This is a genomic window from Paenibacillus sp. FSL R7-0163 (assembly GCF_037969975.1).
Lineage (GTDB): Bacteria > Bacillota > Bacilli > Paenibacillales > Paenibacillaceae > Paenibacillus_AQ > Paenibacillus_AQ odorifer.
Genome location: NZ_CP150224.1, coordinates 6,490,083 through 6,516,405 on the forward strand (window position 1 = coordinate 6,490,083; position 26,323 = coordinate 6,516,405).

Consider the following 26,323-nt stretch of genomic DNA (forward strand, 5'->3'; position numbering starts at 1 on the left):
ATCAGGGAGAACGTTGAGAGATAATTTCTGTTAAAGCTTATATTACTACAATAATTAAAAGATGTAAGCAAAATATTCAGACAAAACTTGAAATAATGTTATATTATATAACACAAATATGAAAAATTACCCATAAGGAGGGACTAGTGATGGAGCATTCTTCTCCGTTAACAGCATTTACACCTGATATGTTCATGCGTAATTTCGCCGAGGCTGAGCCGCCTCTGACCCATAAAGGTGCCATGGATGAGTCCAATCGCTGTCTATATTGCTATGATGCCCCATGTATAAAAGCATGTCCGACCAGCATTAATATTCCCTCCTTTATCAAACGGATCGCCACTGACAATCTGAAAGGCTCGGCACAGACGATTATGGATTCCAATCCTGTGGGTGCCAGCTGTGCTCGTGTTTGTCCTACAGATGAGCTGTGTGAAGGCGCCTGTGTGTTAAATGATGCCTCGGCGCCGATCCAAATCGGACTGCTGCAGCGTTATGCGACAGATTGGGCGATGAACAGCGGAGTTCAATTATTTAAGGCTGGCATTCCTAATGGGAAAAAGGTAGCCGTTATCGGCGGTGGTCCTGCGGGATTGTCAGCGGCTAGGGAACTCGCCCGTGAAGGTTTTGCTGTTGTGATCTACGAAGCGAAGGCGTTAGCGGGTGGGCTGGATACACATGGGATTGTATCGTTTCGGCTCCCGCAGTCTGTATCTCTTTGGGAAGTAGAGCAGGTAGAGAAGCTGGGTGTGGAAATACGTACAGGTGTGAAAGTCGGAGTAGATGTTTCTGTAGATGAGCTGAAGTCGAATTATGATGCCATCGTTTTGGCAGCGGGTATGGGTTATGTGCCTCCAATAGGGATTGAGGGTGAAAAAATGGCTGGAGTTTATGATGCTATTGCGCTCGTAGAATCCACTAAGACGGGCATTCCTCTACTAGAGCTGATGGGTCAGCGGGTCGCTGTCATTGGTGCAGGGAATACGGCTATTGATGCAGCGACTTGCTCAGTGCGGCTGGGAGCCACCAATGTGAAAATGGTCTACCGCCGGACCCGCGAAGAGATGACGGCTTATGACTTTGAATATGAATTTGCGAAGCAGGAAGGTGTGGAGTTCAACTGGCTTACCTTACCGAAACGTATCGTGGGTGATGGGCTTGGGAATGTAACTGCACTGGAATGTGTGCAGATGAAGCTGACGGAGGAGCTGGGCAAAGATGGGCGTCCAATACCTATGCCGATCGAGGGTTCTGAGTTCTTGATTCCTGTAGATGCAGTTGTAATAGCTATTGGTCAAAAGCGTCGTCTGGATCTAATAGATTCCTTAGGTCTTATGCATGACCGTGGGGTTGTGAGGGTGAATGAGGTCACCTGCCAAACCTCCGATCCGCAGATTTATGCCGCTGGGGACATCATATTTGGTTCAGGTAAAGGCGAGGCCATGGTTGTATCAGCGGCACAGCAGGGAAAAGATGCAGCCCATGCGATTGTTAAACAATTCTCAGGCCAGCAGGAGGTCGTTGTTAGATCTGCGGGCTGAGCGTAGAAATCATATTGGATTTTACATGACAGGGAGGGAACATCAATGGCAGATTTAAGTATTAATCTCGCAGGAATCAAATCACCGAATCCGTTCTGGCTGGCCTCCGCGCCGCCTACGAATACAGGTTATCAAGTGCAGCGGGCCTTTGAAGCAGGTTGGGGCGGGGCGGTGTGGAAGACGCTCGGCGATCCGATCATTAATACCTCATCGCGTTTTGCGGCAGTAAATTTCAATGGGCAACGGGTTGCGGGCTTTAACAATATTGAACTGATCACCGACCGTCCGCTTGAAGTTAATCTGAAGGAAATCTATGAAACGAAAAAAAGATTCCCGAATCATGCGATTATAACCTCCCTGATGGTAGAACCAACGCAGCATAAATGGCATGAGATTGTTAAGCGGGTAGAGGATGTGGGTGTAGACGGTCTGGAGCTTAACTTTGGCTGTCCGCACGGGATGGCTGAGCGTGGAATGGGCGCTGCTTCGGGGCAGCAGCCTGATCTGGTGCAGGCACAGACCACCTGGGTAAAAGAAGTTGCGACGACCCCGGTGATTGTGAAGCTGACGCCTAATATTACGGATATCACCGTCGTTGCCCGCCATGCGGTTAAGGGTGGAGCGGACGCGATTAGTATGATCAACACGATCAACAGTCTTGCTGGTGTAGATATTCATAGCTGGAACACCATTCCGAATGTTGGGGGTCAGGGTGCGCATGGCGGTTACTGCGGGCCGGCTGTGAAACCAATTGCGCTTAGTATGGTGGCCGAGTGTGCCCGTGACCGGGGAGTCGGCATTCCTATCTCCGGTATTGGAGGGATTTCGACCTGGCAGGATGTTGTTGAATTCATGTTGATGGGTGCAACGGGCATTCAAGTATGTACAGCGGTCATGCATCATGGCTTCCGGATTGTGGAGGAAATGATCGATGGCCTGAACAACTATTTGGATGACAAAGGTTTGGCTTCCGTAACAGAGTTAATCGGTAAATCGGTATCCCGGTACTCCAACTGGGGTGATCTGGATCTCAACTATAAGGTCGTTGCCCGTATTAATGAGAACAACTGCATTAACTGTAATAAATGCCATATTGCCTGCGAAGATGCTTCACATCAGTGTATTGATATGTTAACTAATGCAGATGGGAAAGCTATTCTACAGGTCCGCGAGGAAGATTGTGTAGGTTGTAATCTTTGTTCTATTGTCTGTCCAGCAGACGGCGCGATCGATATGGTTCCAGTCGATACCGGGGCAGCCCCACTGACCTGGAACCAGCGGCAGAAAGTGATCGGGAGTTTGAATGGCACCTATTCGGAAGTGGAGGTGGTGTAAGGATGAAAAAGATTATTAAAAATGGCATCATCGTTACCGCAGCAGATACTTATACAGGCGATGTGATGATTGAAAACGGGGTTATTACGGAGATTGGCCTTCATTTGGATGTCCCTGGTGCGGAAATTATAGATGCCTCGGGGTGTTATGTTTTTCCTGGAGGCATTGATCCTCATACGCATCTGGATATGCCTTTTGGCGGCACGGTTACAGCTGATGATTTTGAGACGGGAACCATTGCAGCTGCATATGGCGGAACGACCACTGTCATTGATTTTTGCTTAACCACCAAAGGACAACCGCTACAGCAAGCCGTAGATACATGGCATCATAAGTCGCAGGATAAAGCGGTGATTGATTACAGCTTCCACCTGATGGTCTCAGAATTAAACGATAAAGTACTGGGTGAGCTTCCGGAGATAATTGAGAAAGAAGGCATTACCTCGCTCAAAGTATTTATGGCTTATAAGAATACTTTTCAGGCGGATGACGGCACACTTTTTAAGACCCTTCAAGCCGCGAAAAAAGAAGGTGCGCTCGTTATGGTGCATGCGGAGAATGGAGATGTCATTGAATATCTTGTTGAGCAGGCCTTGGCCGCAGGCAACACTGATCCGATCTTTCATGCGCTGACCCGCCCGCCGGAGCTGGAGGGTGAAGCTACGGGACGCGCAGCTTATCTAACCGAACTGACAGATTCTCAGCTGTATGTTGTACACGTGACCTGTGCGGAAGCCGCTTGGAAGATTGCTGAAGCGCGTAAAAAGGGACTGCGCGTATACGGTGAGACTTGTCCACAGTATTTAGTGCTGGATCAGACGGCGCTGGAAAAGCCTAATTTCGAAGGTGCCAAATACGTGTGGTCTCCGCCCCTGCGTGAGCAGTGGAATCAGGATGTTCTGTGGGATGCGCTATGGAGCGGCAGCTTGCAGACGATTGGCTCTGACCAGTGCTCGTTTGATTTCAAAGGACAAAAGGATCTGGGGCTTGGCGATTTCTCCAAAATCCCGAACGGTGGGCCGACCATCGAGGACCGGTTTACGATTCTATATTCGGAAGGTGTGCAGAAAGGCCGGATCTCATTGAACAAATTCGTAGACATTATTGCTACCTCTAGCGCCAAGCTGTTTGGCTTGTATCCGCAAAAAGGCACGGTCGCAGTAGGTAGTGACGCTGATCTGGTCATTTTTGATCCTTCTGTAGAAAGAACCCTTTCTGCGGACACGCACCATATGAACGTAGATTATAATGCGTTTGAGGGCTTTGAAGTGAAGGGAGAGCCTGTTTCTGTTCTCAGTCGAGGTGAATTTGTTATTCGTGACAAACAATTTGTCGGCAAAGCAGGTTCGGGAAAATATTTGAAACGCAAACGTTTTGCAGCGGAGGCTCCTCTTCCTTCTAAGGCAGAAATCAGCGGAGGTGTAGTCTAATGTCTGCTTTTGCGGAATATGCCAAAGAACAGCAGGAGATTGATGGGCTGCTTTTTAAAGGGTATACGATTGCCGGCATCCAAGAGGATTTGGACGGTGCCCGAATAAAGTTTGTCAGAGGGGAGCCGGCTAAAAGCTCGGTAGAGCTGTTACTGCTCACAGCGGATGCCCGTAAGTACGTGACAACCCTTGTGGTTGCGGGGTTGAGGGCGGAAGGTGAGCAGGCGGGTTGTTACAGTGGAGAGGTTTGAAGGGAATGGAATTGAAAGCTGAGTAGTGAGCCCACGTAGGATAGGGAGCTTGCCGCTCGGCTTTTTATTGTGCCCATGAAAGGGTGCGAGGAGATAACCTACCTGAAAATAGCCGATTATCGTCTCGGAATATACTTTTTGGGGAAATCCTCCCTAAAAAGTAGCTGATTAGGGTCCCAAAATAGACGTTTTAGGGAAAATATCCCTAAAAATCACTGAAATACGCCGATTTTGCGCAAATTCGTTGAATATTAGGGAAGTTTTCCCTGATTTGCAGTTATAGGCACCTGAAAGACCAAAAATCAGGGAGGATTTCCCTAATCTATTTCTTCTTCTGCTGCTGCTCACGCTCTATATACTCATGCCGTAATATGGACATGATATGCAGAGATTCAAAATGTCCCTCAACCTTTATACAGTCACGTAGAGTGCCTTCCAGTGTAAAGCCGCAGCTTTCATAGACATGGCGAGCCCTGTGGTTGTGATCTCTAACATCCAACCATAGCCGATGCGTCTCGTGTGCTGGAAGATCCAGTCGCTCACGAGATGAAGCGACAGTTTGCTATAACCAAAGCCCTTGGAATGGATCACGATTCTTTTTTGATACGAACGATAAGATGAGTATCTTGAAGTCCTGTTACGATGATATAGCCGACTCTTTTCCCGGAGCTCTCCCAATTTGTAAGGTGCAGGATATCTGGATCATGGATAGCCGTAGAGTGCTCCGCTTTACTCCATTGTCCGATATAGGCACGATTAAGCTCACTTTGTTCAATGGCTAGAACGAACGCTAAGTCCTGCTCGGTGGTAGTTTATAGATCCAACGTTTCTGAATGAATGATCATAACCTTATGCACTGTAGGAATGAACGCAACTTCGTGTATAATTGAGACCAAGTGTTAAGAATTCCAATCGGATGAGGAGATCAGCTGGTTATGTATTTTCTTGATATTATGTCTTGGCTGACAGAGGATAATCTGCGGCATCTGCTGGAACAATATCGTTCGTTTGGGCCCTTTCCGGGCATTGCGTTAACGTTTATGAAATCATTTATACCACCACTACCAACTATTGCGATCGTAGGGCTAAATGGGGCCGTATATGGTTTATGGTTAGGTTTTTTGTATTCTTGGATCGGTCTGGTTGCAGGTTGTGTGACTACCTTTTGGATTATCCGCAAAGTAGCCTCCCATCGTTATTTACGAAAATGGGCAGCGCGGCCCAAAGTAGCCAAAAGCATGACATGGGTACGGCAAAGCGGATTTAGCTATGTTTTTCTGCTTAGTATATTTCCGGTAGGGCCTTTTGTTGTGATTAATATGGCAGCGGGGCTTGCCGGGATGAGGTTCCGTTCGTATCTTCTTGCGCTCACGGTGGGCAAAGCGATTATGGTATTCGCAGTTTCATACATTGGCAACGATCTGGAACGTTTCATTCGCCAACCGTGGGAGATTATCTATGTTCTGTTGTTTATCGGGCTGTCGTTATGGGGAGTCAAAGCCATCGAAGCGCGTTTTGCTAGAACAGCACAGGATGGGAACAAGATAGCTTAGTATAGTATCAGAATTAACTTGAATTCCTAAATCTAAATAGAATAAAGGAGGAAATGATGATGAAATATCGTAAGCTTGGCAGTACAGGAATGAATGTCTCGGTGATTGGCCTAGGGACTTGGCAGTTTGGCGGAGAGTGGGGCAAGGATTTCACTCAGGCTGAAGTCGATGCCATGTTGGATAAGGCTGGGGAGCTGGGGATTAACCTGATTGATACGGCAGAATGTTACGGAGATCACTTGTCGGAGAAGTTCATCGGGGATTATCTGGCGCGCCGCAAACGCGAGGACTGGGTTGTAGCTACGAAATTTGGCCATCATTTTCAAGGGCATTTGCAGCGGGAACAGCTATGGCGTGCTGAGGATGTGCTTAAGCAGCTGGACGACTCCCTACGCGCACTCCAAACAGAGTATGTCGACCTCTATCAATTCCATTCCGGAACGGATGAGCAGTTCGATAATGATAAGCTGTGGAGTATGCTCGACAGACAGAAGCAAGCCGGTAAAATCCGTCATTTAGGCGTGTCGATCAGTGCATCGGGCTCGGGGGTGCATCAGACCTCTGCGGCAGCGGATGTGCAGGCAGAGGCCATACAAGTAGTATATAATCGGCTGGATCGTCAACCTGAAGAAGAGATTCTTCCGCTGTGCATCGAGCATCAATTAGGTGTGTTAGCTCGCGTTCCGTTAGCCAGTGGTTATTTGAGCGGCAAGTATAAGCCAGATGCGATTTTTGCTCAGGGTGATGTGCGAGCGAACCATAAAGAGGATGTAAGACAAAAGCAGCTGCGCGCAGTAGCAGAAATTGCTGCCAATGAAGTGCCATCAGGTCTGGATATGGCGCAGTGGGCTTTGGCTTGGTGCCTCCAGCATTCCGCAGTAACCAGTGTAATTCCGGGCTGCAAAAATGTAGAACAAGTCATCTCCAATGCCAGTGCTGCCGATTTGGACATGGTGAAGGGCAACGTGTGATAAGTTAGAATGTTACACGGTGAAGAGTTCTTGGAGCTTCATCTCGGGTGAATGCTTCACGTAGATATGATTCCAGCTGTTCGTGGAAGTATCGTAAAGATAGTCCTGCTTCCATTGCTGGACATGGGTCGCAATACTCCTTACAGCGGATACAATTCTCTCTACTTCCTGATTAGTCATAATGGGATGTAGAGAGATGCGAATCCACCCTGGTCTGAAGGATTGGTCGCCGCTCATGATTGCTCCGGCAATCTGAGCGGATTGCGTCCACCCTAATCCGAGCAGGTAATGTCCGTATGGACCTGCACAAGAGCAGCCGCCTCGAGCTTGTATGCCGAAACGGTCATTCAACAGCTGGACAGCAAGGTTGTAATGAATATCGCGCAGTGTAAAAGAGACGATTCCATGACGTTCTGTATGATCTCCGGCCAGCAGTGAGCACTCCGGTATGTCGCTGAGTCCTGCCAATAATTGCTGACACAGCTCGTGCTCTCTCATCACCATATATTGACCGTTTCCATTCATCTGCTCCTTCAGCTTCACGCAAAGTGCCGTGCGAAAAGCCTGTAAAAACCCCGGTGTTCCCCCGTCTTCCCGCATCTCAATCGCATTAGTGTAGCGGCGTCCTCCCCAAGGGTTGACCCAGGCTACTGTACCTCCACCCGGTTCGTCAGGAATACGTCCATTGTTCAGCGCTTCATCAAAGATTAGAACGCCGTTTGTGCCCGGCCCACCCAGAAATTTATGCGGAGAAAAAAAGATCGCATCAAGCTTCTCCAATGGGGAAGGTGGGTGCATATTGATAGGCACGTAGGGAGCACTGGCGGCAAAATCCACAAAACACACGCCCCCATGACGATGCATAGCAGCCGCTAGCTTTGCGTAAGGCGTCTGAATTCCAGTCACATTAGAACAAGCTGTAAATGAACCAATCTTGAAACGGCGATTGGGGTATAATCTTAGCTGGTCTTCAAGCTGCTGGGGGTCAATATTTCCGTCCTTTCCGGCGGGAATGGTAACGACGTCACCAAGCCCCTCCTGCCAAGGAAGAATATTGGAATGATGCTCCATATGGCTGGTGAAGATAACGGGGCGATCTTCCAGCGCGCGGTTATTATGTTCCTGTAGCCATTCCGGGAGCCTTAATCCCATGATACGTTGCAGCTTGTTCACGGCTCCTGTTGTTCCATTGCCGCAGAAGAGCAGTACATCCTGAGGGCCGGCATTTACATGGTTCTTAATGATTTGGCGAGCTTCATTATAAGCCTGCGTCATGATTAGTCCGGTGGTGTTGGAATCTGTATGTGGATTGCTGACGTAGGGACCGAAGGCTTCCTGCAACTTGCGTTCGATCGGTTCATATAGGCGCCCGCTTGCGGTCCAATCGGCATACAGAAGCGGTTGTCTGCCATATGGGGTGGTGATCTGATGCCGAATGCCGATGGTGTGACCACGAAAAGTATCAAAATGGTCTTGTAATGAAGCGGGCGTCTCTGCAGAAGAGGCGTGGATGATGTTTAGCACGGATATTCCCTCCAGCCCGTACGCCGTCAGTGCTAAGTTAATGGGGTGTATTTTCGGCGTGCCAGTAGTTTCTATGGCAACAGTATATGCCTGCATGGGGGATTGGGTTAAAGCCTAGTCAGACTTTAAATAAATAACTGTACATCACTTTCTAAAGCATCTTTTAAATATGCCGCAGCATCGATGATTTCGACCTCTGGCAGCAGTTCCTCGGGCTTAAAGCCCATGATCTCCACAGAAAGCTTGCAGGCATAGAATTTGATGTTTTTTTTACGAGCCCCTTTTAGAAAATGAATCAGCTTCGGTGCGCCTTGTTCCTCCATCATTTCCTCCAGCATCATTCGTCCCAGCCCGCTAAAGTTCAGATGAGAGAGCGGCAGCTGCCCAGGGCCCTTCGGTGTAATAACATCCATCAGCTTCTCGTAGATACTCTTGTCCTCAAGGGTCATTTTCTCCGGATCACGCACCAAAAATAGACCCCAGAATGAAAAAAACATAGTAACCTCGACATCGATATCTCTTGCGGCATTCGCTAGGATCAGTCCAGCCATCGCTTTGTCGTATTCCCCACTGAACATTAGCAGATTGATTTTTTTGCTCACCCTGATAATCCTCCCGTTACTTTTATTAGAATGTCATTAGTATGGTTGTGGTGGGGAGAACTATGCGAAGAAGCTTTCTGAAATTATAAAAAAAGCCCCCTTTCGGGAGCTTGAGATTTACTAATGTACTTCAGGATCTTTAGATTCTGGATCTGCATTGCGACTGATGTCGTAATAACGGGCGGACAGCCAAATAGCTCCGGTAAATAACACGATGAGTCCAAGGACGATAGAAAAGCGCCAATCGCCTGCCTTGAAATTTAATTGAAGCACCGTTAGTACCAGTGAAACTTGGGTCCAAACCAGTGTTCTTTTGCGAAAAGCCGCAATATCGCCAACCATCTTCGGGATATTCCGAATGATCAGATAGGCAATAACTGCGAGAATAAGGGCGAAAATAGCAGTTACCGCTAATTCAGAAGAGGACAGGACATGCATAGTCTCAGCATCCTTTCGGCTTGCAAAAGTATTAGTTTCAGATCAGAACAATTTCTATTTTTTGAAGATGCCCAGCGGAGCTCCAATTGGTAAGAAGCTGCGGCCGAAATGAGCGTTTAGCACGGATGCTCCACATCCGTAAAGGGACACAATACCAATACCAAGCTCAGCACAAGCAGCAAGCTTATGGAAGAATTCTGGAGCGATCCCAAAGGAATCAAAGGTTAGTCCGATAAAAAGAAAATCTATCAATACAAAAATGATAAGCAGAACTCTATTTGCCTCAACGGCACCAATCGTCATAAAGAGTGTGAAGATCAAGTAACCCAAAAATACAAATCCGAGCTGCTTAGGATCTACAGCCTCCGCAAGCGTTGGACCAAATACGCCAAGCTTGATCAGCCAGCTGCTAGCCATGCCGAACCAAAAGAAAGCGTAGGCGCCAAAGGCGGTCATACCAAAGGTATTGTTGTGCTTAGCATCCTGAATGGCGGCGAATAGCTGCGCGAATGCTCCCAGGAAGATAGCCCAAGGAATAACATAGCTAAGTCCTGTTGTAAATTCAAGCTTCTGTGAAGAAGCGACCAATGTGACAATAGCCAGTCCGAATAGCCCGATGGCGCTAGGGTCGGCAGTGACGATTTTGACAGATTGGGTGTTAGGGGATTGCGCTGACATGACAGTAAAAGCCTCCATTATTATATATAGTTTTACGCTCTTAAAAACAGCCCGTAAGGGGCGCTGTTCATAGGCTTGCCTATCATATCATATCGGTATGTGCTTGCCTATAAAACAACACTCATTTTTTGTCGTAAAATAGGGGTCCTGCGTGAAATAAGGAATTGTTTACATTTTTATCTTCCATTATCAAGTTACTTGACCAAACAAACGGAAATATTATGTCAAGAATAGACATTATATGCAGTGATAATCTTCACAATCTATCGAAAATTGATGTATAATAGTCAGTGATAATTATTATCAAATCATATGAAAAAGGCGGTAAGCTTGAAGTGAACAAATGGACATTATTTACCAAGGCGACCCGGTTTTGGAGTTTTTCTGTTATGCTCATCCCGATTGTTTTGGGGACCGTTGGGGCATATGTATGGGAAGGGACATTCCATCCGGTTTTATTTATTCTTACATTAATAGGGGCGATTTCGGCGCATTTGTTCTCCAATATGGTGAATGATCTGTGGGACTTCCGCAACGGAACCGATACAGAAGCAAAGAATTCCGCTGGTGAAATCAGCACAAACTCCGGGCTACTGACAGGTGGGATCCTCTCGGAGTCTTTTTATGCAAGGATGACCTGGAGTATGCTGGCGATTGCCCTTATCTGTGGTGGGATTCTTAGTATATATAGCGGTTGGAATATCCTCTGGTTTGTACTTGTTGGTGCTTTAATCGCTTATTTCTATGTGGCTCCGCCACTGCGTTATGGCTATCGCGGCAAAGGTTATAGTGAGATGGCCATTTTTATTGCTTTTGGGATTATGCCTGTATTAGGCTCCTATTTCGTACAAACCGGTCAGTTTAGCATGAAGCCTGTAATTCTCTCGCTGCCTGTCGGATTTTTAACTACATTATTGTTGTTTAATCACCATTTCCTACATTGGAAAGCGGATGAGCAGGCGGGTAAGCTTACGCTTGTTGTAGTATGGGGAGAACAAAAGGCACTTGTATTCTCACGTGTACTTCTTTTCACTGGCTACGCTTCGGTGATAGTCTGTGTGCTGTTGGGTGTACTTCCTGTTTACGCACTGCTGGCGCTGGTTACAGCTTTCTGGCCGCTGCGCATTTACAGTAGTCTCAAGCAACATAATGCTTCGCCGGCTTATATCCCGCTGATGGGTGCTTCACAAAAAGCCTCCGTACGCTGCGGAGTAGTAATGGCAATAACTTTATTAATTCAAGGCTTGATCTGATACTAATAGATGGACTACAGAAGGAGTGAGCTTTCATGGAAAAGAAGGACAAGGTACTGATGGCAGAAGAACAACAAGTTAAAGGCAATCGCATGGTTCTTGGGGATTTCCACTCCATTTTAGAAGAAGGAAAGGTCTGGAAGACGGGTGGATTTACACTGCCTGACGGATCATTTTGGGCTTACCGTGAGCCGGAGGCTGTAGTTATCGTTCGTAATGACACCCTGTATGTACGTGCGAAGTTATCTCGCGAGAATCATCAAGTGCAAATTCTGGACAATGCCAAGCACATGTATTATTCAGCCAAGCCAGTGGAGATTCCGGAAGCAGGAGAGATTAGCATTGAGCTGCAAATTCGTTGCCGTACACAAGGAACTGCACCTGGAGATCTGTATGATGGATATGTATCGCTGAACCTGCTGGATTTCACGACAGGCGCTGCGCTTGATTTCTTCGCGGGAAATGATAAATACGCTAGTGTATATGGTATTTTGCCGTTCCCGGGTGTACAAGTACCAGAAAGCACTGGAACGAAATACTTCTGCATCTTTAAAGAAGATACGGATTTCAAACCACGGGAATTCAATACGTACCGTATTACCTATCACCGTGGCAATGATGAGGCTGTATTCTATTTGAACGGCAAGGAAGTACGCCGCGAGAAAAATATTCCGCTTAAATTCAATAACTTCACTGTAGCGCTCGGAATTATGACAGAGAAGGATCTGAGTCCTGAAGGCAGTGTGTCTGTACATGGACAAACAGTTATTGCAGAATGGTCCCCAGTGACGGTTACAACAACTGAATAGTAATGCCTCGCAGGCTCATTTGACAGATAAGGGTGTATGGTGTGAATATTAAAAGCTTTCTAAGATTTGTGGAGCTGCCGACGAAGGTAGCCAGTATTATTCCGTTTCTAATGGGAACGTTGTACGCCCTGTACCGGTTTGAGGATTTTTACGTACTGCGTTTTGGATTGATGTTCGTGTCTTTGCTTAGCTTCGATATGGCGACGACGGCGATTAACAACTATTACGATTTCAAAAAAGCTTCTAAAACCCACGGCTACGGCTACGAGACGCATAATGCGATTGTTCATTTTAAGCTAAAAGAGCGCACCGTCGTGGCGACGATTGTGATTTTGCTGGCGCTGGCAGCAGGGGGCGGGATTGCGCTTGTCACTCAGACGGGTTTGCTGGTCTTTTTGCTGGGTGGACTGTCGTTCTTGATCGGTATACTTTATTCGTTCGGGCCGATTCCCATCTCGCGGATGCCGTTAGGTGAGCTGTTCTCCGGTTTGTTTATGGGCTTTGTTATTATTTTTATCTCTGCCTATATCCATACGGATGAGCATGTGGTTTCACTGCTGCTCCAGAACGGCTGGGTCAGCTTGAATATCAACATCGTGGAAGTGCTGTACCTTTTCTGGTTTTCCATGCCCGCTATTTTGGGGATCGCAGGGATTATGCTCGCTAATAATATTTGTGATATTGATGAGGATGTGGAGAATCGAAGGTATACGCTTCCGGTGTACATTGGCCGCCGCAATGCGCTTGTGCTTTTTAAATATCTCTACTATGTCTCTTATCTGGATCTTGTAGTGCTGCTGATCTTAGGGATTAACCCTATTCTGGTTCTGTTGATTCTACTTACGCTGATCCCGCTGCGCCGAAATATTGCCTTGTTCACAGAGAAACAGGAGAAGGCGAGTACCTTTATTCTTGCCGTCAAAAACTTCGTATTGATGAACCTTGCACGTATAGTTGTGCTGGGTGCGGCTGTGCTGTTAAATGCACTAATATAAACATTCATATTTTATAAAAAAGCAGTGTCTATCGGGGTTGGAGCTCCTTTTGGCACTGTTTTTTCGCAATTTGCAGGTTTCTTTCTGTTAGAGAAACGTTTCATTCTATGATAAGGTGGCTTTAAGTATAGTAAGTAATCTATAAGGAAGAAGGTTAGCAACGATGGTGCAAAAACTTCGCTGGGGAATCATGGGCTGCGCGCAGATTGCGACAGGTTCAGTGATGCCGGCTATAATGGATTCGGAGACGGGAATGATCACAGCGGTAGCCAGTCGCGGTTTAGAAAAAAGCAGCGCTGTAGCCGAAGAGTTCGGAATAGATAAAGCTTACGGCAGCTATGAGGAATTACTGGCGGATAAGGATATTGATGCAGTGTATATTCCACTGCCAAATCACCTCCATCGGGAATGGGTAATCCGTGCGGCGGAAGCTGGCAAACATATCTTATGTGAGAAACCGATCGCGCTGAACAGTGAAGAAGCGGCTGAGATGGTAAAAGCTTGTAATGATGCTGGAGTCCATTTGGCAGAAGCTTATATGTATCGGCATCATCCTCGGATTGCGGAATTGCAAGAGATTATCTCTAGCGGTGAAATTGGCGAATTACGCTCCATTCGAGGCACTTTTACTTATAATGACGCTACAGATACCTCTAATATTCGCTTTAAATCCGCTTGGGGCGGCGGCTCGCTTTATGATATCGGCTGTTATCCGCTAAGTGCAGCACGACTGCTGTTCGGAGCTGAGCCGGAAGCCGTGACAGTACAGGCTATGTTCTCTCCGGAGCATGACAATGTAGATATGATGGCTTCAGGGCTGGTAGAGTTTCCGAAGGGGCTAAGCCTGATTTTTGATTGCGGGATGTGGGCATATAACCGCCAGCTGTTAGAGATTCTGGGGACCGATGGAATGATTGAAGTGCCTATGCCTTTTAATGCTAGAGATGAGGATGCCGAATTTTTTGTGCATACGGGAGAAGGGGTAAGACGGGTTGATGCCACCGGGGCGAATCCCTATACACGGGAGGTCGATGATTTTGCCGCCGCAGTATTTACAGGAAAAAAATTATTTGCACCTGAGGATGCAGTGCTGGGCATGCAATTGATCGAGACTTGTCTAGCTTCTGCTAAAAAGCGGGAAAGAATTAGTATGCTATAAGAAGATGAATCCAATATGAATCTATGCAAAAAAAACCTCCGGGCGCTCTCCTTTACGCAGCTTCCGGAGGTTTTTACAGTTTCAGCTTTTAAACGGTGCTCAAGAGAATATCATCGTCATCATTGCTATTAAACGCTTCGCGGTCAAATTCACCTTCGGAATTAGCTACTAACAGAGCTGTTACAGCTGTTCCAGTTGCGTTTACAGCGGTACGGCCCATATCGATGAGCGCTTCAACACCTGCAACGATAGCGATTCCTTCAAGCGGCAGGCCGAGAGCAGTTAAGACTACCGTGGTGGAGATTACGGCAGGTCCAGGTACGCCAGCTACACCAATGGAAGAAATAATACTTACTAATACCAGTGTAATATAGTCGGTCCAGTTCAGATCAATACCGAATACTTGAGCGGTAAATACAGCCACAATAGCTGGCCAAATCCCACCGCACGCATTAAAGTTCACAGATGCCCCTAACGGTGCGATAAAGCTCGCGATCCGTGGGGAGACATGAAGCCGCTTCGTAATAACTTCGAGATTGACCGGAAGTGTTGCATAGCTGCTTCTGGTTGTGAAGGCAACAGTAATGGTTGGATACACTTTGCGGAAGAAACGAATTGGATTCACCTTCGCTACTAATAGAACCAATCCGCCAAAGATAAGTACAAAATGTATAATCATTGCTACGTACGAGGTTATAATTACACTGCCTAGCTCCTGCAACGTCTCCCAGCCATAACGTGCGGTGATTCCGGCAATCAGTGCGAATACGCCATAAGGGGTCAGGCGAATAATGAATTTCACAACCTGATGCAGTATCAGTGTTAGGGATTCAATAAGATCACGTACAGGTTTGACTGCTTCGGGTTTCTTGGAGCCAATCTTGATTATAGCTACTGCTAAGAAGATGGCGAAAATGAGTAGAGGCACAACCTTACCCGTAGCTGCTTCATTAACAGGGTTAGATGGAACAAGATCGAGGATAACCTGGGAGAAGGTCGGGATTTCCCGGGCTGCAAAATCTGCGGGTACATCTTGTTGTATACCTAGGCCGGGATTGAACAGCAGCGCAACCGATAGGCCGATAATAGAAGCGATGCCAGTTGTTCCGAGGAACCAGGCGAAGGTTTTGATCCCGATTTTGCGTAGATACTCCAGATTGGTTAAGGAAGAAATACTGTTTAATACGAGTACGAATACTAAAGGAATGACGAGCATGCGGATCAAGCTGACATAAATGCTGCCGAATGTGCTAATTGCTTTGGTCTCTAAATCGAAGTATTGAAAGAATATACCGGCAATAAGTCCGATGCCAAGTCCGATGAGTACCCGGGTGCCAAATCCAATTCGTTTACGTGCCAGTAGAAACAAAATTGCAAACACAAATATGGAAGCGACAAATCCATACCAGTTCGTTTCGATGGCGGATAATAAGTTGTTATCTATGTTCACTACCAATACCCCCTTAAACCTAGTTTTTTAATGTGATTAATCCTATTGAGATCAATCTATATAGAATTTATAGTAAAGTCAATGTAATTATATGTTAAAAATAATTAATTCCGATAAAAACCATGTGAAAAATAAAAATTGATTGACAAGGCACTATGGCATGAATAATATGGAACTTAATCACAAGCCAATTGGAATCGACTGGACAGCCGGAGATTCAACGAAAGACGCGTAAATTGCGTCCCGTTGAGTCTCTTTTTTTTAACTTTAGAGAAGGGAGAGTTACGGATTTAAGGTACAAGAATGTAATGAAGGGGTCTCTTATTTTATTTGAAAAGGATGGTACACATATGAAAAAGCTTTCGATTTCTTTGGTTGCCGCCGCTATCGTCTTCTCCGCATTGACGTATGCCGCGGTATCCGCTAACAAAAAAACAGCAGAGGCAGCACCCATTCAAGAGAGTAGTAATACAGCAGTAACCGCAGCAGCTTTACCAGTAGCTACTTCTGCGGCAGCAGTTGTTGTTCAGGCAGAAGCTACTGCAGCTCCTGTAACAGAAGCTGTCCAGCCGGAAGCTTCGGCTCCAGCAGCAGAGACAGTCACGGCAGAAGCTACTGCGGCCCCAGCAGCTGTTGATTCTGCGGCGAAGGTTATTGCTTCAGCAGCTCCAGAAGCGGGCGCAGCTCAGCCTAAAGCAACCGCATCCCCGGCTGCGGACACCGCTAAGACGGCAACAGCTGCAACAACGGTATCTGCATCTGTTAAACCGCAAACCAGCGCGGCAACGCCTGCGCCAACTGCTGCGCCTACGACTGCTCCAAAAGCAAACGTAACCGCTAAAGCCGTTCAGCCGACCGCAGCTCCTGTTGTATCTGAACAGCCTAAGGAAACCGCCGCTCCTGTAGCAAAAGCAACGGAGACACCTTCCAAAAAAGCTATAACCTTCTCTACAACAGAGGTAGTTAAAGCGACCCCGGCTCCGGTAGTTGAGTCTTCTCAACCGAAAACATCGTCTTCTGCACCTGCATCCACGGTCAGCGCACCAGCAGCTGCTCCAGCGGAAACGGTTCAGGCACCCGCACCGGCACCAGCCGCTGAGGAAGAGGTTTGTCCTTGATGAGCAGCAGGCTCATTCAGGATTCCTTTCAGCCCATTCATCCCATAAACCTATTTAAGGCGAGGTGCACATAATGATACGACCATTAACCTTCAAAAAAATTGTAACGCTGCTGCTGGCAGCCTCCCTGCTAATCCTGCCTACTCAGGCAGGAAGAGCTTATGCTAATCCGGATACCGCAGAAGCGATAACCTCTTCCCAAGGCGGCGTTAACCAGTTTGACTATTTCAGTCATGTCTATGACCGTCTAAATGATGCTAACCATGTATTTAAAACAGCAACGTATGAAGATATCGTTCATCTTTTTGAGAGTGAAGGCACATACGCTGTTCTGGTTGGCGGCGCTTGGAGCGAGAATACACAGGCCGATATCGGCTTTATCAACGAGGCAGCCAAGGAATATGGCATCTCTACGATTTATAACTTTGATACTAAGCTGGACGGGGACACCCTTCAGATTGCAGACAGCAATAATAAATTTGCCTATAAATATGTTGATCTGGTCAACAAGTATTTGAAGAATTTAAATCTGTCTTCCAAAGATGATCCAGAACGCAATGTCAGCTATACCAATAAAAACGGGGAAGTTGTGACTGCTAACAAGCTCGAGTCTCCATTCTTATTGGTATACAACAAGGATCACAAGGATGCACAGGGAAATAGTGCTCCTGTCGTATCCTACCTGGATAAGAGCTATTCGTGGAATGAGTTCCTGACGAACGGAACACTTGATGCGGCGAAGGTTAATGCGTATAAAACATCAGTAAGTGAGGTGCTGGGTGCCGCTTCCCGATATGACACTATCGACGAGTCGGCTTATATCAAGGCTGCATTTAATAAGAACTATGAAGGGGAAAATGAGGGAAAACCTACGATCTTCAACGAAGCGGATGGCACGCTTGTTTATGAACATGTGACCTATCATCAGCTGAAGCAAATTTTAGCGAGTGAGGGAAACTATGCGATTTTGTTAGGCGGGTCGTGGTGCCCTAACACGCAAGCGGTGATTAAATATATCAACGAATATGCCAAAAAACATAATATCAATAAGATCTACTTCTTCGACACTAAGTTGGATGCTGGTGTGACCGTTGCTGAGCCTAATAACAACAGCGGCACTAAGGGCAGTGCAAATCCGCATAATAATAATGAGCTTCAGATTAGAACCACTAATCATCCGTATGCGCAGCTTTATGTTGATCTGGTTCGTACTTATCTGACCAATATCAAGACCGAAAACAATTCAGCTGCCAAACCAACTGTAATTAGTTATGTAGATGGACTTGGAAACACCGTGAGCGGAGACAGACTTCAAGTTCCATATCTGTTCACTTATAACAAGGACAACAAGGATGCAGGAGGCAAAAACTCACCGATTCTAGGGCATGTTGAACTTATGTACAGCTGGACGAATATCCAACCGGATTACGTGCAGGCTAATTACCCAATCGGAGCCAGATACAATAACACTACAACAGCGCTGGATAAAATATTCTCCAGACTCGAAGCTGTGCCGGCAGGACTTACCGGTGTAGCACCAACAGCGGCCGACAATAAGGATGGGCAAATTGTAGGCACCAGTGCAGCATTGGAATTTAAGCTTGCTGGAGACGAGGCTTACACCCCAGCTTCGGGATCAGCCATTACAGGGCTTGCACCTGGTGTTTATAAGGTAAGATATGCCGCTACATCGGGCTATCAAGGGCCAACTTCCGCAGCTGGACCCACAATCATTCCTTATAATGCTGGCGAAGACGTAAGTGTGGAAGTTCCTGCTTACACCCATCAACAAGCAGCCCCGACAGGACTGGTAGGCGTAGCACCTACTTCTGAAGCTAATGATGATGGGCAAATTACGGGTTCTGCTGAAGGACAGGAGTATAAAGGCGTTGGAGAAGCTGATTATAAGCCTGTAACAGGTACAGCTATCACTGGTCTTACTCCGGGCTTCTATAATGTGCGATATGCGGCAAAAGAGGGATACAGCGTAGGTAAAGACGCTACAGTTGAAGTCCCGGCATATGGTGAGCAAGCGGCACCTACAGGATTAGTAGGTATAGCACCAACCAGTGCAGCCAATGACGACGGTAAAATTATAGGAACTACGAAAGCGCTGGAATATAAGCTGTCTACGGTTACCGATTATGTCTACGCATCAGATGTAGAGATCGTTGGACTGGTGCCGGGTATCTATCAGGTAAGATACGCAGCTAAAGAAGGATTTAACGCGGGTAGAGCAGCAGAAGTAATCGTTCCAGCATTCACTGCGGAACAAGCAGCTCCAACTGGGTTACAGGGAGTTGCTCCTACCTCAGCAGCGAACAATGATGGAAGAATTACGGGAACCACGACAGCCTTAGAATATAAGCTGTCGAGTGTAACTAATTATGTGTATGCACCAGATAAAGAAATCACAGGATTAATACCGGGCACGTATCAAGTGAGATACGCAGCCAAAGAAGGTTATAAGGCAAGTCCAGCGACTGACATTGTTGTTCCGGCCTATGTGCCTATTTCAGATCCTGGAACAGGTGGAACAGGTGGATCGGGTGGATCGGGTGGCAATTCTACACCGAGCACGACTACACCAACACCATCGGCAAGCCCTCAACTGGTTGCTACGGCAACAGCAGGGAGTACCGTGAACCTATCAGCAACAGCAGCAACTAAAACGGATAAAACCACAGGAGTGACTACTGCAACGATCACAAAAGAAACGGCTGCTGAATTCGTGAGTCTCGCTAAGAAGGCAGAAGCTGATGGGAAGAAAGCTGTTCTTGAAATTAGTGTTGCAGCTACTTCAGATACTCAAACCGCTGAACTTACTCTTCCAAGAAGCATAATTAATGAGTTAGCCGCCGGAACGAAGGCGGAGATTACCATTGATTATGAGAATGTGGGTACGATTACGTTTGATGCCAAATCATTGGCAAGCATTAGTGCAGCTTCAGATGCCGGAGAAATCATTATTAGAATCGCGAAGGTGTCATTAACGGCAGAAGGCAAGGCTGTTCTCGGAGACAGACCGGTTTATGACTTGTCGGTTATAGCGGGTGAAAGCACGATTTCCACCTTCGGTGGGGGCAGTGTTCGTGTCAGCGTACCGTACGTGCTGCAAGCGGGAGAACGGTCAGATGCGGTTATTGTGTATCACATTAACAGCACTGGAAGTTTGGACAATGTACGTGGAAATTACAATACCGCTAAGGGAACTGTAGATTTCGTAACCACACATTTCTCCCAATATATTATTGGATATAATCAAGTGAGCTTTGCAGATGTTCCAGATGCCTCATGGTATAGCCATGCAGTAGGTTTCTTGGCAGCACGCAGTATCACATCTGGTACGGATGCTGAGCATTACAGTCCTAATGCCGCAATAACCAGAGGGCAGTTCATCGTCCTGTTGCTTAAGGCATATGACATCGCACCAGATGAGGTTGCCGCAGATAATTTTGCAGATGCGGGCAATACGTATTATACGAATTATCTTGCTGCAGCTAAGCGCCTTGGGGTAGCAACGGGTTCGGGAGATAATCAATTCCAGCCAGAGGTTCAGATCACTAGGCAGGAGCTATTTACACTCTTGTACCGCTCGCTTGTAGCGCTAGGTGAACTGCCATCTGAGAAAACAGCGGCCACGCTTTCCGGCTTTAGTGATGCTGGACAGATCGCTGGTTATGCACAAGAAGCCCTTCAAGCGCTGGTAGAGAGAGGCGTAGTGACCGGAGCGAACGGTAAACTCAATCCGGAGGAAGTCACTACAAGAGCAGAAGCAGCACAGGTTATTTACAATTTGCTATCCAAATAATCAGCGACTAAGACATAGCGGACGTCACGTAAGTAGCGTTCAACTATGAGTGCGGCGACTCGGCTAAGACAGCAGAGCAGCGATTCCTCTTTTATTGGAGTATCGCCGCTCTGTTTTTTTGTTTGTTAGCTGGCTGGTTGCCCTTGCCCTGTCCGCTTGCACGCTTGCCCTCTTGCCCGCTTGATTCAGCAGCTCATTCATTATCGGCGCGACTTTCGGACCCAGATGACGTTATTTTCCACATTCCAGCCTTTGGGGCATAGTTTCGGACTCCAGCGACGCTATCGCTTAGAAAAAGGTGCGTTTATGGTGTTTTTCATGCTGATAGCGACTATGGGGTCCTTTAGCACTCCAAATGTGGTAAAAATCCGCGTATAAGGTCAGCTGTGTCCGATAGCGTGCTCGCTCTCTTACGCAAAAATGCTACCCCACCAAACGGACTCTGATCTTAGCCCGGTTTACTAAAATAAAGGGGGTGCCAACAGCCATTTCGTGGCATCGGTGGCGCTGCCTTTCGCTATAAATCTCTAGGGGGTGGCCTAATGGCCACTCTTTTTTTAACTAGACATAAGATTAGCAGACTAAATCATGGAAGAGGATTCTACTAAATGATACAATTATTGTAATTACATAAAGTAGTAATATTTCACATTATTGATTAGTTACTAGAAAGGGGACTGAGATATGGGTTTAGCTGACGATCCGGTCATAGCGATTTCAGGTTTATGGATGAACTATACAGACCGAATGGTGCTAAAGGGAATTGATCTTAAGGTATATAGAGGACAAATTATTGGTTATATCGGCCCTAACGGGGCAGGTAAGAGTACAACGGTGAAGATTATGCTCGGTTTGGTAGAAGGATATAACGGTAAAGTGGAGATTTTCGGTAAGGATATTGCTGATGGAGATGTTTCTTACAAGAAACGTATAGGTTATGTGCCGGAGGTAGCCGAATTATATGATAGCCTCACTGCAAGAGAGTATCTAACCTTTGTTGGCGAGCTGTATGGGCTAGGTCGTGCGGAGGCGGACTACAAGGCCAAAAAATTAACCACACTGCTAGGTTTGGAGAAGTCTTACGATATGCGGATTTCTTCGTTCTCAAAAGGGATGAAGCAAAAGGTGCTGCTTATCTCCAGCATGCTGCATGACCCCGATATTTTATTCCTGGATGAACCGCTGAGTGGTTTGGATGCTAATAGCGTGATGATAGTGAAGGAGATTTTTGCATCGCTGGCGGCACGGGGGAAGACCATTTTTTACTCCTCACATATCATGGATGTGGTTGAGAAAATCAGTAGCCGGATCATTTTGATTGATGGCGGGGATATTGTGGCGGACGGAAGTTTTGCGGAGCTGAAGGAGAAAGGCCGCGAAGGGACGCTTGAAGATATTTTCAATCAATTAACCGGATTTGATAAATACCGTGATATCGCTGGTGAATTTGTTGCGGTCATGCAAGAGCAAGAGGTATCCTCTTATGACTGATTTCTTCGTGCTGAGGCTGTTGGATAAGCTGCGGGGTGCATTTATAAGATTTGGAGTCGATTATGACACCATGCGGAGTATTCTGCAGATCAAACTGACCATGGACGGAAGAAGAACGCCTACAGCGCTTGCAGGTATGCAGAAAAAGGAGAACGTTAAAGAAGGTTCGCCTTTGCGATTGCAGTGGATTTACTTACTGTTTGGTTTAATATTAATTCCGCTAACGCTATCCAATGATCACTATATGCTGCAAATGAGCTTAACCTTTGGGATCATTATGTTTTTTGTCTCCACAACCCTGATCTCTGATTTTTCTTCAGTAATGCTTGATTTACGTGATAAAAATATTCTTTTTTCCAAACCCGTCAACCGAACCACCTTAAATATGGCCAAAAGTATCCACGTTCTTCTCTACTTAGGGACAGTTACATTGTCGATCACTGGTCCATCTTTGGTATTTAGCCTATTTAAGCAGGGGATCGCTTTTTTTCTGATGTATGCGGTGACAATTGTCTTGTTAGACTGTTTTATCCTCGTAATAACTGCACTGCTCTACCTGATGATCATGCGGTTTTTTGATGGGGAGAAGCTCAAGGATATTATAAATTATACGCAAATCCTTCTAACGATCGGAATAATGGTGGGCTATCAATTCATCTCCAGGTTGTTCAACCTCACTGAGCTTGGTGCTGCTTATCATCCTGCTTGGTGGCAGTACTTTATTTTTCCGGTTTGGTTCGCGGCTCCGTTTGAACTGTTGCTTGGTGGAGCGAGAGAACCCTATTACTTCATTCTCTCATTGCTGGCTTTGATAACCCCACTTGTACTGATCGTAGCTTATATTAAGCTGATGCCACAGTTTGAGCGGAATTTGCAAAAGCTGGCAGAGCAAGGCTCCGGTGGAAAAGACAAGGGCCAGATCGCAGAGTGGCTCTCTCGCAGAGTATGTAAGGAACCGGCAGAGGGAATTTTCTTTCGGTTTACTTGGTCCATGATGAAGAATGAGCGCGATTTTAAGCTGAAGGTCTATCCTGCACTTGGCTTTTCTATCGCATTCCCGTTTATTTTTATATTTGGTATATTACAGAATAGTTATGATGGTTCCCTTAAAGGTTCAAAAGTGTACTTGTTAATCTATTTCTGCACGATGTTAATGCAGACTGTAATACAGATGCTACGCTACTCTACAAGTTATAAAGGAGCTTGGATTTATAGGCTGATTCCTTTACCCGATAGCACGCCTATTTACCGTGGGATGCTTAAGGCGGCGCTGCTGCGGCTAGTCTTACCTTTATTTGCTGTAGATGCGGTATTGTTCATTCTGTTGTTCGGTGTGCACATTGTACCTGATTTAGTAGTGGTATTATTCGCCATGCTGATTTTCTCAGTCATCTGCTTTCGTGTTTATCCGCGGAGCTTACCTTTTTCAGAGCGTTATGAGGCAGCCAAACAAAAGGATTACACTGGAGTCGCCTTCATGCTTATGTTTTTGCTGATGGGGATGGCGGGTATTCACTATGTCTTCACTTTATTTACCGGAGGAATTTACATCTATCTGTTAGTTCTGGTAGTTTTGAATCAATGGTTATGGCGAAAGACCTTCCCCAAAACCCCATCAACCACAGGTCACATATCCAACTTTCCGGGGTGAGTGAATGCGTCAAATATGGACATTTTTTGCCGACATAAAAAAAGGGTATAAATTCCAGTATTTTCTTAGACAATCGGCTGAATACAAGGTAGAATACATCTAAAGTTGCTTTTCAGGGATAACCTATAATCTTTACGCACTCTTCCATTTATCTGATATTCGTGTACTGATTTTTTACTTGAGAAATACGCTGCAGCGATTACGGTATTCAAAACCGGTGAAGAGGTTAACTAATGGATAAAATGGGAATCCACTATAACGTTTGGATTGTTTTACTATCATTTGCGCTAGCGGCGACTGCAGCTTATTCCGCGCTGAATCTGATCTCGCAAGTCCCTCGCTCGTTTGGGAAAGTTCGTCGCTTATGGTTAATATCGGGGGCATGTGTACTCGGCAGTGGCATATGGTCGATACATTATGTAGGGATTATGGCGAGCCGTTTTCCTTTTAGCGTGAATTATTATCCAGGCAGGGCTGTATTATCGTTATTGGTTGGTGTATTGTGCTGCTATTCGGCATTCCGGATTACGTTTGTGCCACGTTTAAGAAAAAGTTGTTTAATAGTTAGTGGTGTTCTACTGGGCAGCGGGATCTCTGCTATGCATTATATCGGGATGTCCTCCATGAAGATCGCAGCGGAGATCCATTATGAGATATGGACTCAGACATGTGCTGTAATCCTCGTTATGCTCTCGTCTTTTATCGGATTATTTCTATTTCACAAGTTTAAAGACTATGTGGGTTTTAACCGCTGGAAGTTATACTCTGCTCTCTTTATCGGATTTTCGGTGACTGGATTGCATTATACGAGTGTAAGGGCGACTCATTTTGAATATAACGGTCTGCTAGGCAATACAACTTTTTTTATGGAGACTGATGTTATTCTTTTAATGGGAGTATCCTTGGTAACGCTATTTATGCTTGCGATTTCTGGTGGTGCTGTATTTCTGGACCGGCATGTGCTGGAACGGATGGCTTATTATGATCCACTAACTGATCTTCCGAACAGACATGGTCTGGTACGTTATTTTAAAGATGAATTTTTCGGGAGTAGATCCGGCGCCGTATTTTTTGTGGATCTGGATCGGTTTAAGTCGATTAATGATACGCTTGGACATGATATAGGGGACTTGTTACTGCGAGAGGTCGCTATAAGATTAAGACGCTCTGTAGGAAGTAAAGGCAAGGTCTTTCGTTTGGGCGGAGATGAATTCCTGATCGCTCTTCCAGATTGTACTGTGGAGGATGCGCAAGAGGAAGCAGAGCACATTTTATATGAACTTAAGAAATACTACAGCATTCAGGGTAATGAGCTATATGTTACTGCAAGTGTGGGGATCAGTATGACCCCTATGCATGGAACTGACCGCTCAGCATTAATGAAGGCAGCCGATACAGCTCTTTATACCTCTAAGGATTCGGGTAAGAATAAATTCAGTGTGTTCGATCAGGAGATGAACCGCCATCAGCTGCGACGGATGTCGCTGGAGAAGGATCTTCGTAAAGCGCTGGCACGCTCCGAGTTTATGGTTGTTTACCAGCCGAAATGGGATTCTTATATGAATGTTACGGTTGGTCTTGAAGCACTGCTGCGTTGGCGGCACCCTGAACATGGGATAATTTCCCCCGCAGAATTCATTCCCATCGCAGAGGAAACGGGACTAATTGTCCCTATTACCTATTGGATGCTGCATGATGTATGCAGCCAGAACATGCTTTGGCATAAGGAAGAGATAGCAAATGTCGCAGTCTCTATTAATATGTCAGCGCGGATGTTTGAGGGTGGGGGCTTATACGATGTCGTAGAAGAAGCACTCACACGTTCAGGCCTAGAACCACATTTCCTTGAACTGGAGATTACAGAGTCCATTGCGATGAATAACATGGAAGAGACGGTTGCGCAGCTCTCCAGACTTCGGGCACTTGGGGTAAGGGTATCACTGGATGACTTTGGGACAGGCTTTTCGTCCCTTGGTAATTTAGATGAGATTCCAGTCAACACACTCAAAATTGACCAGGTATTTATTCGTAAGAGCAAGATGCATTCCAAGAAAGCCATTATCAGTAATATCATTGCGATTGCCACCAATCTTAATATGGAGGTCGTGGCGGAAGGTGTGGAGACACCAGAGCAGATTGAGCTGCTGCAATCCTTAGGCTGCAGAGTGATGCAGGGTTATTATTATGGGCGGCCAATGCCGGTGCATGAGCTGGGCCAGTGGTTTATAGCGAATACAGCAGTATCGTGACAGATGATCTCAAT

General features: G+C 46.3%; 21 protein-coding genes. 15 read left to right on the forward strand and 6 right to left on the reverse strand.

Annotated features, from left to right (window positions below; all coding sequences use genetic code 11):
* The first annotated feature begins 149 nt into the window (after positions 1-149).
* The 4 genes from NST45_RS28530 to NST45_RS28545 are packed head-to-tail and all read left to right on the forward strand — an operon-like array spanning position 150 to position 4,557.
* On the forward strand, positions 150-1,541 hold the full coding sequence (locus tag NST45_RS28530; RefSeq protein ID WP_051491219.1) for an NAD(P)-dependent oxidoreductase: 1,392 nt from the start codon (positions 150-152) through the stop codon (positions 1,539-1,541).
* Between the two features lie 45 nt (positions 1,542-1,586).
* Positions 1,587-2,876, forward strand: a complete 1,290-nt coding sequence (gene preA, locus NST45_RS28535; protein ID WP_076222360.1) for an NAD-dependent dihydropyrimidine dehydrogenase subunit PreA — start codon at positions 1,587-1,589, stop codon at positions 2,874-2,876.
* 2 nt (positions 2,877-2,878) lie between these two features.
* Positions 2,879-4,306 carry a dihydropyrimidinase gene (gene hydA / locus NST45_RS28540; protein ID WP_076222359.1) on the forward strand — a complete coding sequence of 476 codons (1,428 nt, stop codon included), beginning with the start codon at positions 2,879-2,881 and terminating at the stop codon, positions 4,304-4,306.
* Entirely contained in the window at positions 4,306-4,557 is a 252-nt protein-coding gene (locus NST45_RS28545; RefSeq protein WP_051491218.1) for a hypothetical protein, read from the forward strand. Before hydA ends, NST45_RS28545 begins: the two co-directional genes overlap by 1 nt.
* A gap of 322 nt (positions 4,558-4,879) precedes the next feature.
* Here the strand turns inward: NST45_RS28545 and NST45_RS28550 are convergent, their stop codons facing one another.
* Positions 4,880-5,056: a GNAT family protein gene (locus tag NST45_RS28550; RefSeq protein WP_256720259.1), complete on the reverse strand. Its 177-nt coding sequence runs from the start codon at positions 5,054-5,056 to the stop codon at positions 4,880-4,882.
* Positions 5,057-5,492: 436 nt separating this feature from the next.
* Between NST45_RS28550 and NST45_RS28555 the strand changes: the two genes are divergently transcribed.
* Positions 5,493-6,110 (forward strand): TVP38/TMEM64 family protein, encoded by a 618-nt coding sequence (locus tag NST45_RS28555; protein ID WP_036682051.1) that lies wholly within the window; start codon positions 5,493-5,495, stop codon positions 6,108-6,110.
* Between the two features lie 59 nt (positions 6,111-6,169).
* The gene (locus NST45_RS28560) at positions 6,170-7,081 is read left to right on the forward strand and encodes an aldo/keto reductase (protein WP_036682049.1); all 912 of its coding nucleotides are present in this window, start codon (positions 6,170-6,172) and stop codon (positions 7,079-7,081) included.
* A gap of 12 nt (positions 7,082-7,093) precedes the next feature.
* Here the strand turns inward: NST45_RS28560 and NST45_RS28565 are convergent, their stop codons facing one another.
* The 4 genes from NST45_RS28565 to NST45_RS28580 form a co-directional block, all read right to left on the reverse strand.
* A complete protein-coding gene (locus NST45_RS28565; RefSeq protein WP_036682047.1) occupies positions 7,094-8,605 on the reverse strand; it encodes an aminotransferase class V-fold PLP-dependent enzyme in 1,512 nt (503 codons plus the stop codon).
* A gap of 125 nt (positions 8,606-8,730) precedes the next feature.
* Positions 8,731-9,207, reverse strand: a complete 477-nt coding sequence (locus tag NST45_RS28570) for a DsrE/DsrF/DrsH-like family protein (RefSeq protein WP_036682046.1) — start codon at positions 9,205-9,207, stop codon at positions 8,731-8,733.
* Between the two features lie 120 nt (positions 9,208-9,327).
* Positions 9,328-9,645 carry a hypothetical protein gene (locus NST45_RS28575; RefSeq protein ID WP_051491217.1) on the reverse strand — a complete coding sequence of 106 codons (318 nt, stop codon included), beginning with the start codon at positions 9,643-9,645 and terminating at the stop codon, positions 9,328-9,330.
* Positions 9,646-9,699: 54 nt separating this feature from the next.
* Positions 9,700-10,323 (reverse strand): GPR1/FUN34/YaaH family transporter, encoded by a 624-nt coding sequence (locus tag NST45_RS28580; RefSeq protein WP_036682044.1) that lies wholly within the window; start codon positions 10,321-10,323, stop codon positions 9,700-9,702.
* Positions 10,324-10,658: 335 nt separating this feature from the next.
* On the opposite strand from NST45_RS28580, the gene NST45_RS28585 reads away from it, so the two are divergent.
* The 4 genes from NST45_RS28585 (at position 10,659) to NST45_RS28600 (ending at position 14,539) form a co-directional block, all read left to right on the forward strand.
* Positions 10,659-11,576, forward strand: coding sequence for a prenyltransferase (locus tag NST45_RS28585; RefSeq protein ID WP_036682043.1), 918 nt, complete (start codon positions 10,659-10,661; stop codon positions 11,574-11,576).
* A 35-nt stretch (positions 11,577-11,611) separates the two neighbouring features.
* Positions 11,612-12,385: a DUF6081 family protein gene (locus NST45_RS28590; protein ID WP_326047808.1), complete on the forward strand. Its 774-nt coding sequence runs from the start codon at positions 11,612-11,614 to the stop codon at positions 12,383-12,385.
* A 41-nt stretch (positions 12,386-12,426) separates the two neighbouring features.
* Positions 12,427-13,380 (forward strand): 1,4-dihydroxy-2-naphthoate polyprenyltransferase, encoded by a 954-nt coding sequence (gene menA, locus NST45_RS28595; protein ID WP_076222356.1) that lies wholly within the window; start codon positions 12,427-12,429, stop codon positions 13,378-13,380.
* Positions 13,381-13,543: 163 nt separating this feature from the next.
* Positions 13,544-14,539, forward strand: a complete 996-nt coding sequence (locus NST45_RS28600) for a Gfo/Idh/MocA family oxidoreductase (protein WP_326047807.1) — start codon at positions 13,544-13,546, stop codon at positions 14,537-14,539.
* A gap of 88 nt (positions 14,540-14,627) precedes the next feature.
* On the opposite strand, the gene NST45_RS28605 is transcribed toward NST45_RS28600, so the two are convergent.
* The gene (locus NST45_RS28605) at positions 14,628-15,983 is read right to left on the reverse strand and encodes a dicarboxylate/amino acid:cation symporter (protein ID WP_326047814.1); all 1,356 of its coding nucleotides are present in this window, start codon (positions 15,981-15,983) and stop codon (positions 14,628-14,630) included.
* 356 nt (positions 15,984-16,339) lie between these two features.
* Between NST45_RS28605 and NST45_RS28610 the strand changes: the two genes are divergently transcribed.
* The 5 genes from NST45_RS28610 to NST45_RS28630 all read left to right on the forward strand — a co-directional run bounded on the left by NST45_RS28610 (position 16,340) and on the right by NST45_RS28630 (position 26,309).
* Positions 16,340-17,107 carry a hypothetical protein gene (locus NST45_RS28610; RefSeq protein WP_076274843.1) on the forward strand — a complete coding sequence of 256 codons (768 nt, stop codon included), beginning with the start codon at positions 16,340-16,342 and terminating at the stop codon, positions 17,105-17,107.
* A gap of 73 nt (positions 17,108-17,180) precedes the next feature.
* The gene (locus NST45_RS28615; protein WP_076274842.1) at positions 17,181-20,918 is read left to right on the forward strand and encodes an S-layer homology domain-containing protein; all 3,738 of its coding nucleotides are present in this window, start codon (positions 17,181-17,183) and stop codon (positions 20,916-20,918) included.
* Between the two features lie 684 nt (positions 20,919-21,602).
* Positions 21,603-22,409, forward strand: coding sequence for an ABC transporter ATP-binding protein (locus NST45_RS28620; RefSeq protein WP_036682032.1), 807 nt, complete (start codon positions 21,603-21,605; stop codon positions 22,407-22,409).
* Positions 22,402-24,060, forward strand: coding sequence for a hypothetical protein (locus tag NST45_RS28625; protein WP_052097381.1), 1,659 nt, complete (start codon positions 22,402-22,404; stop codon positions 24,058-24,060). The genes NST45_RS28620 and NST45_RS28625 overlap by 8 nt, the downstream gene beginning before the upstream one ends.
* A 233-nt stretch (positions 24,061-24,293) precedes the next feature.
* On the forward strand, positions 24,294-26,309 hold the full coding sequence (locus NST45_RS28630; RefSeq protein ID WP_038573706.1) for an EAL domain-containing protein: 2,016 nt from the start codon (positions 24,294-24,296) through the stop codon (positions 26,307-26,309).
* Positions 26,310-26,323 lie beyond the last annotated feature (14 nt).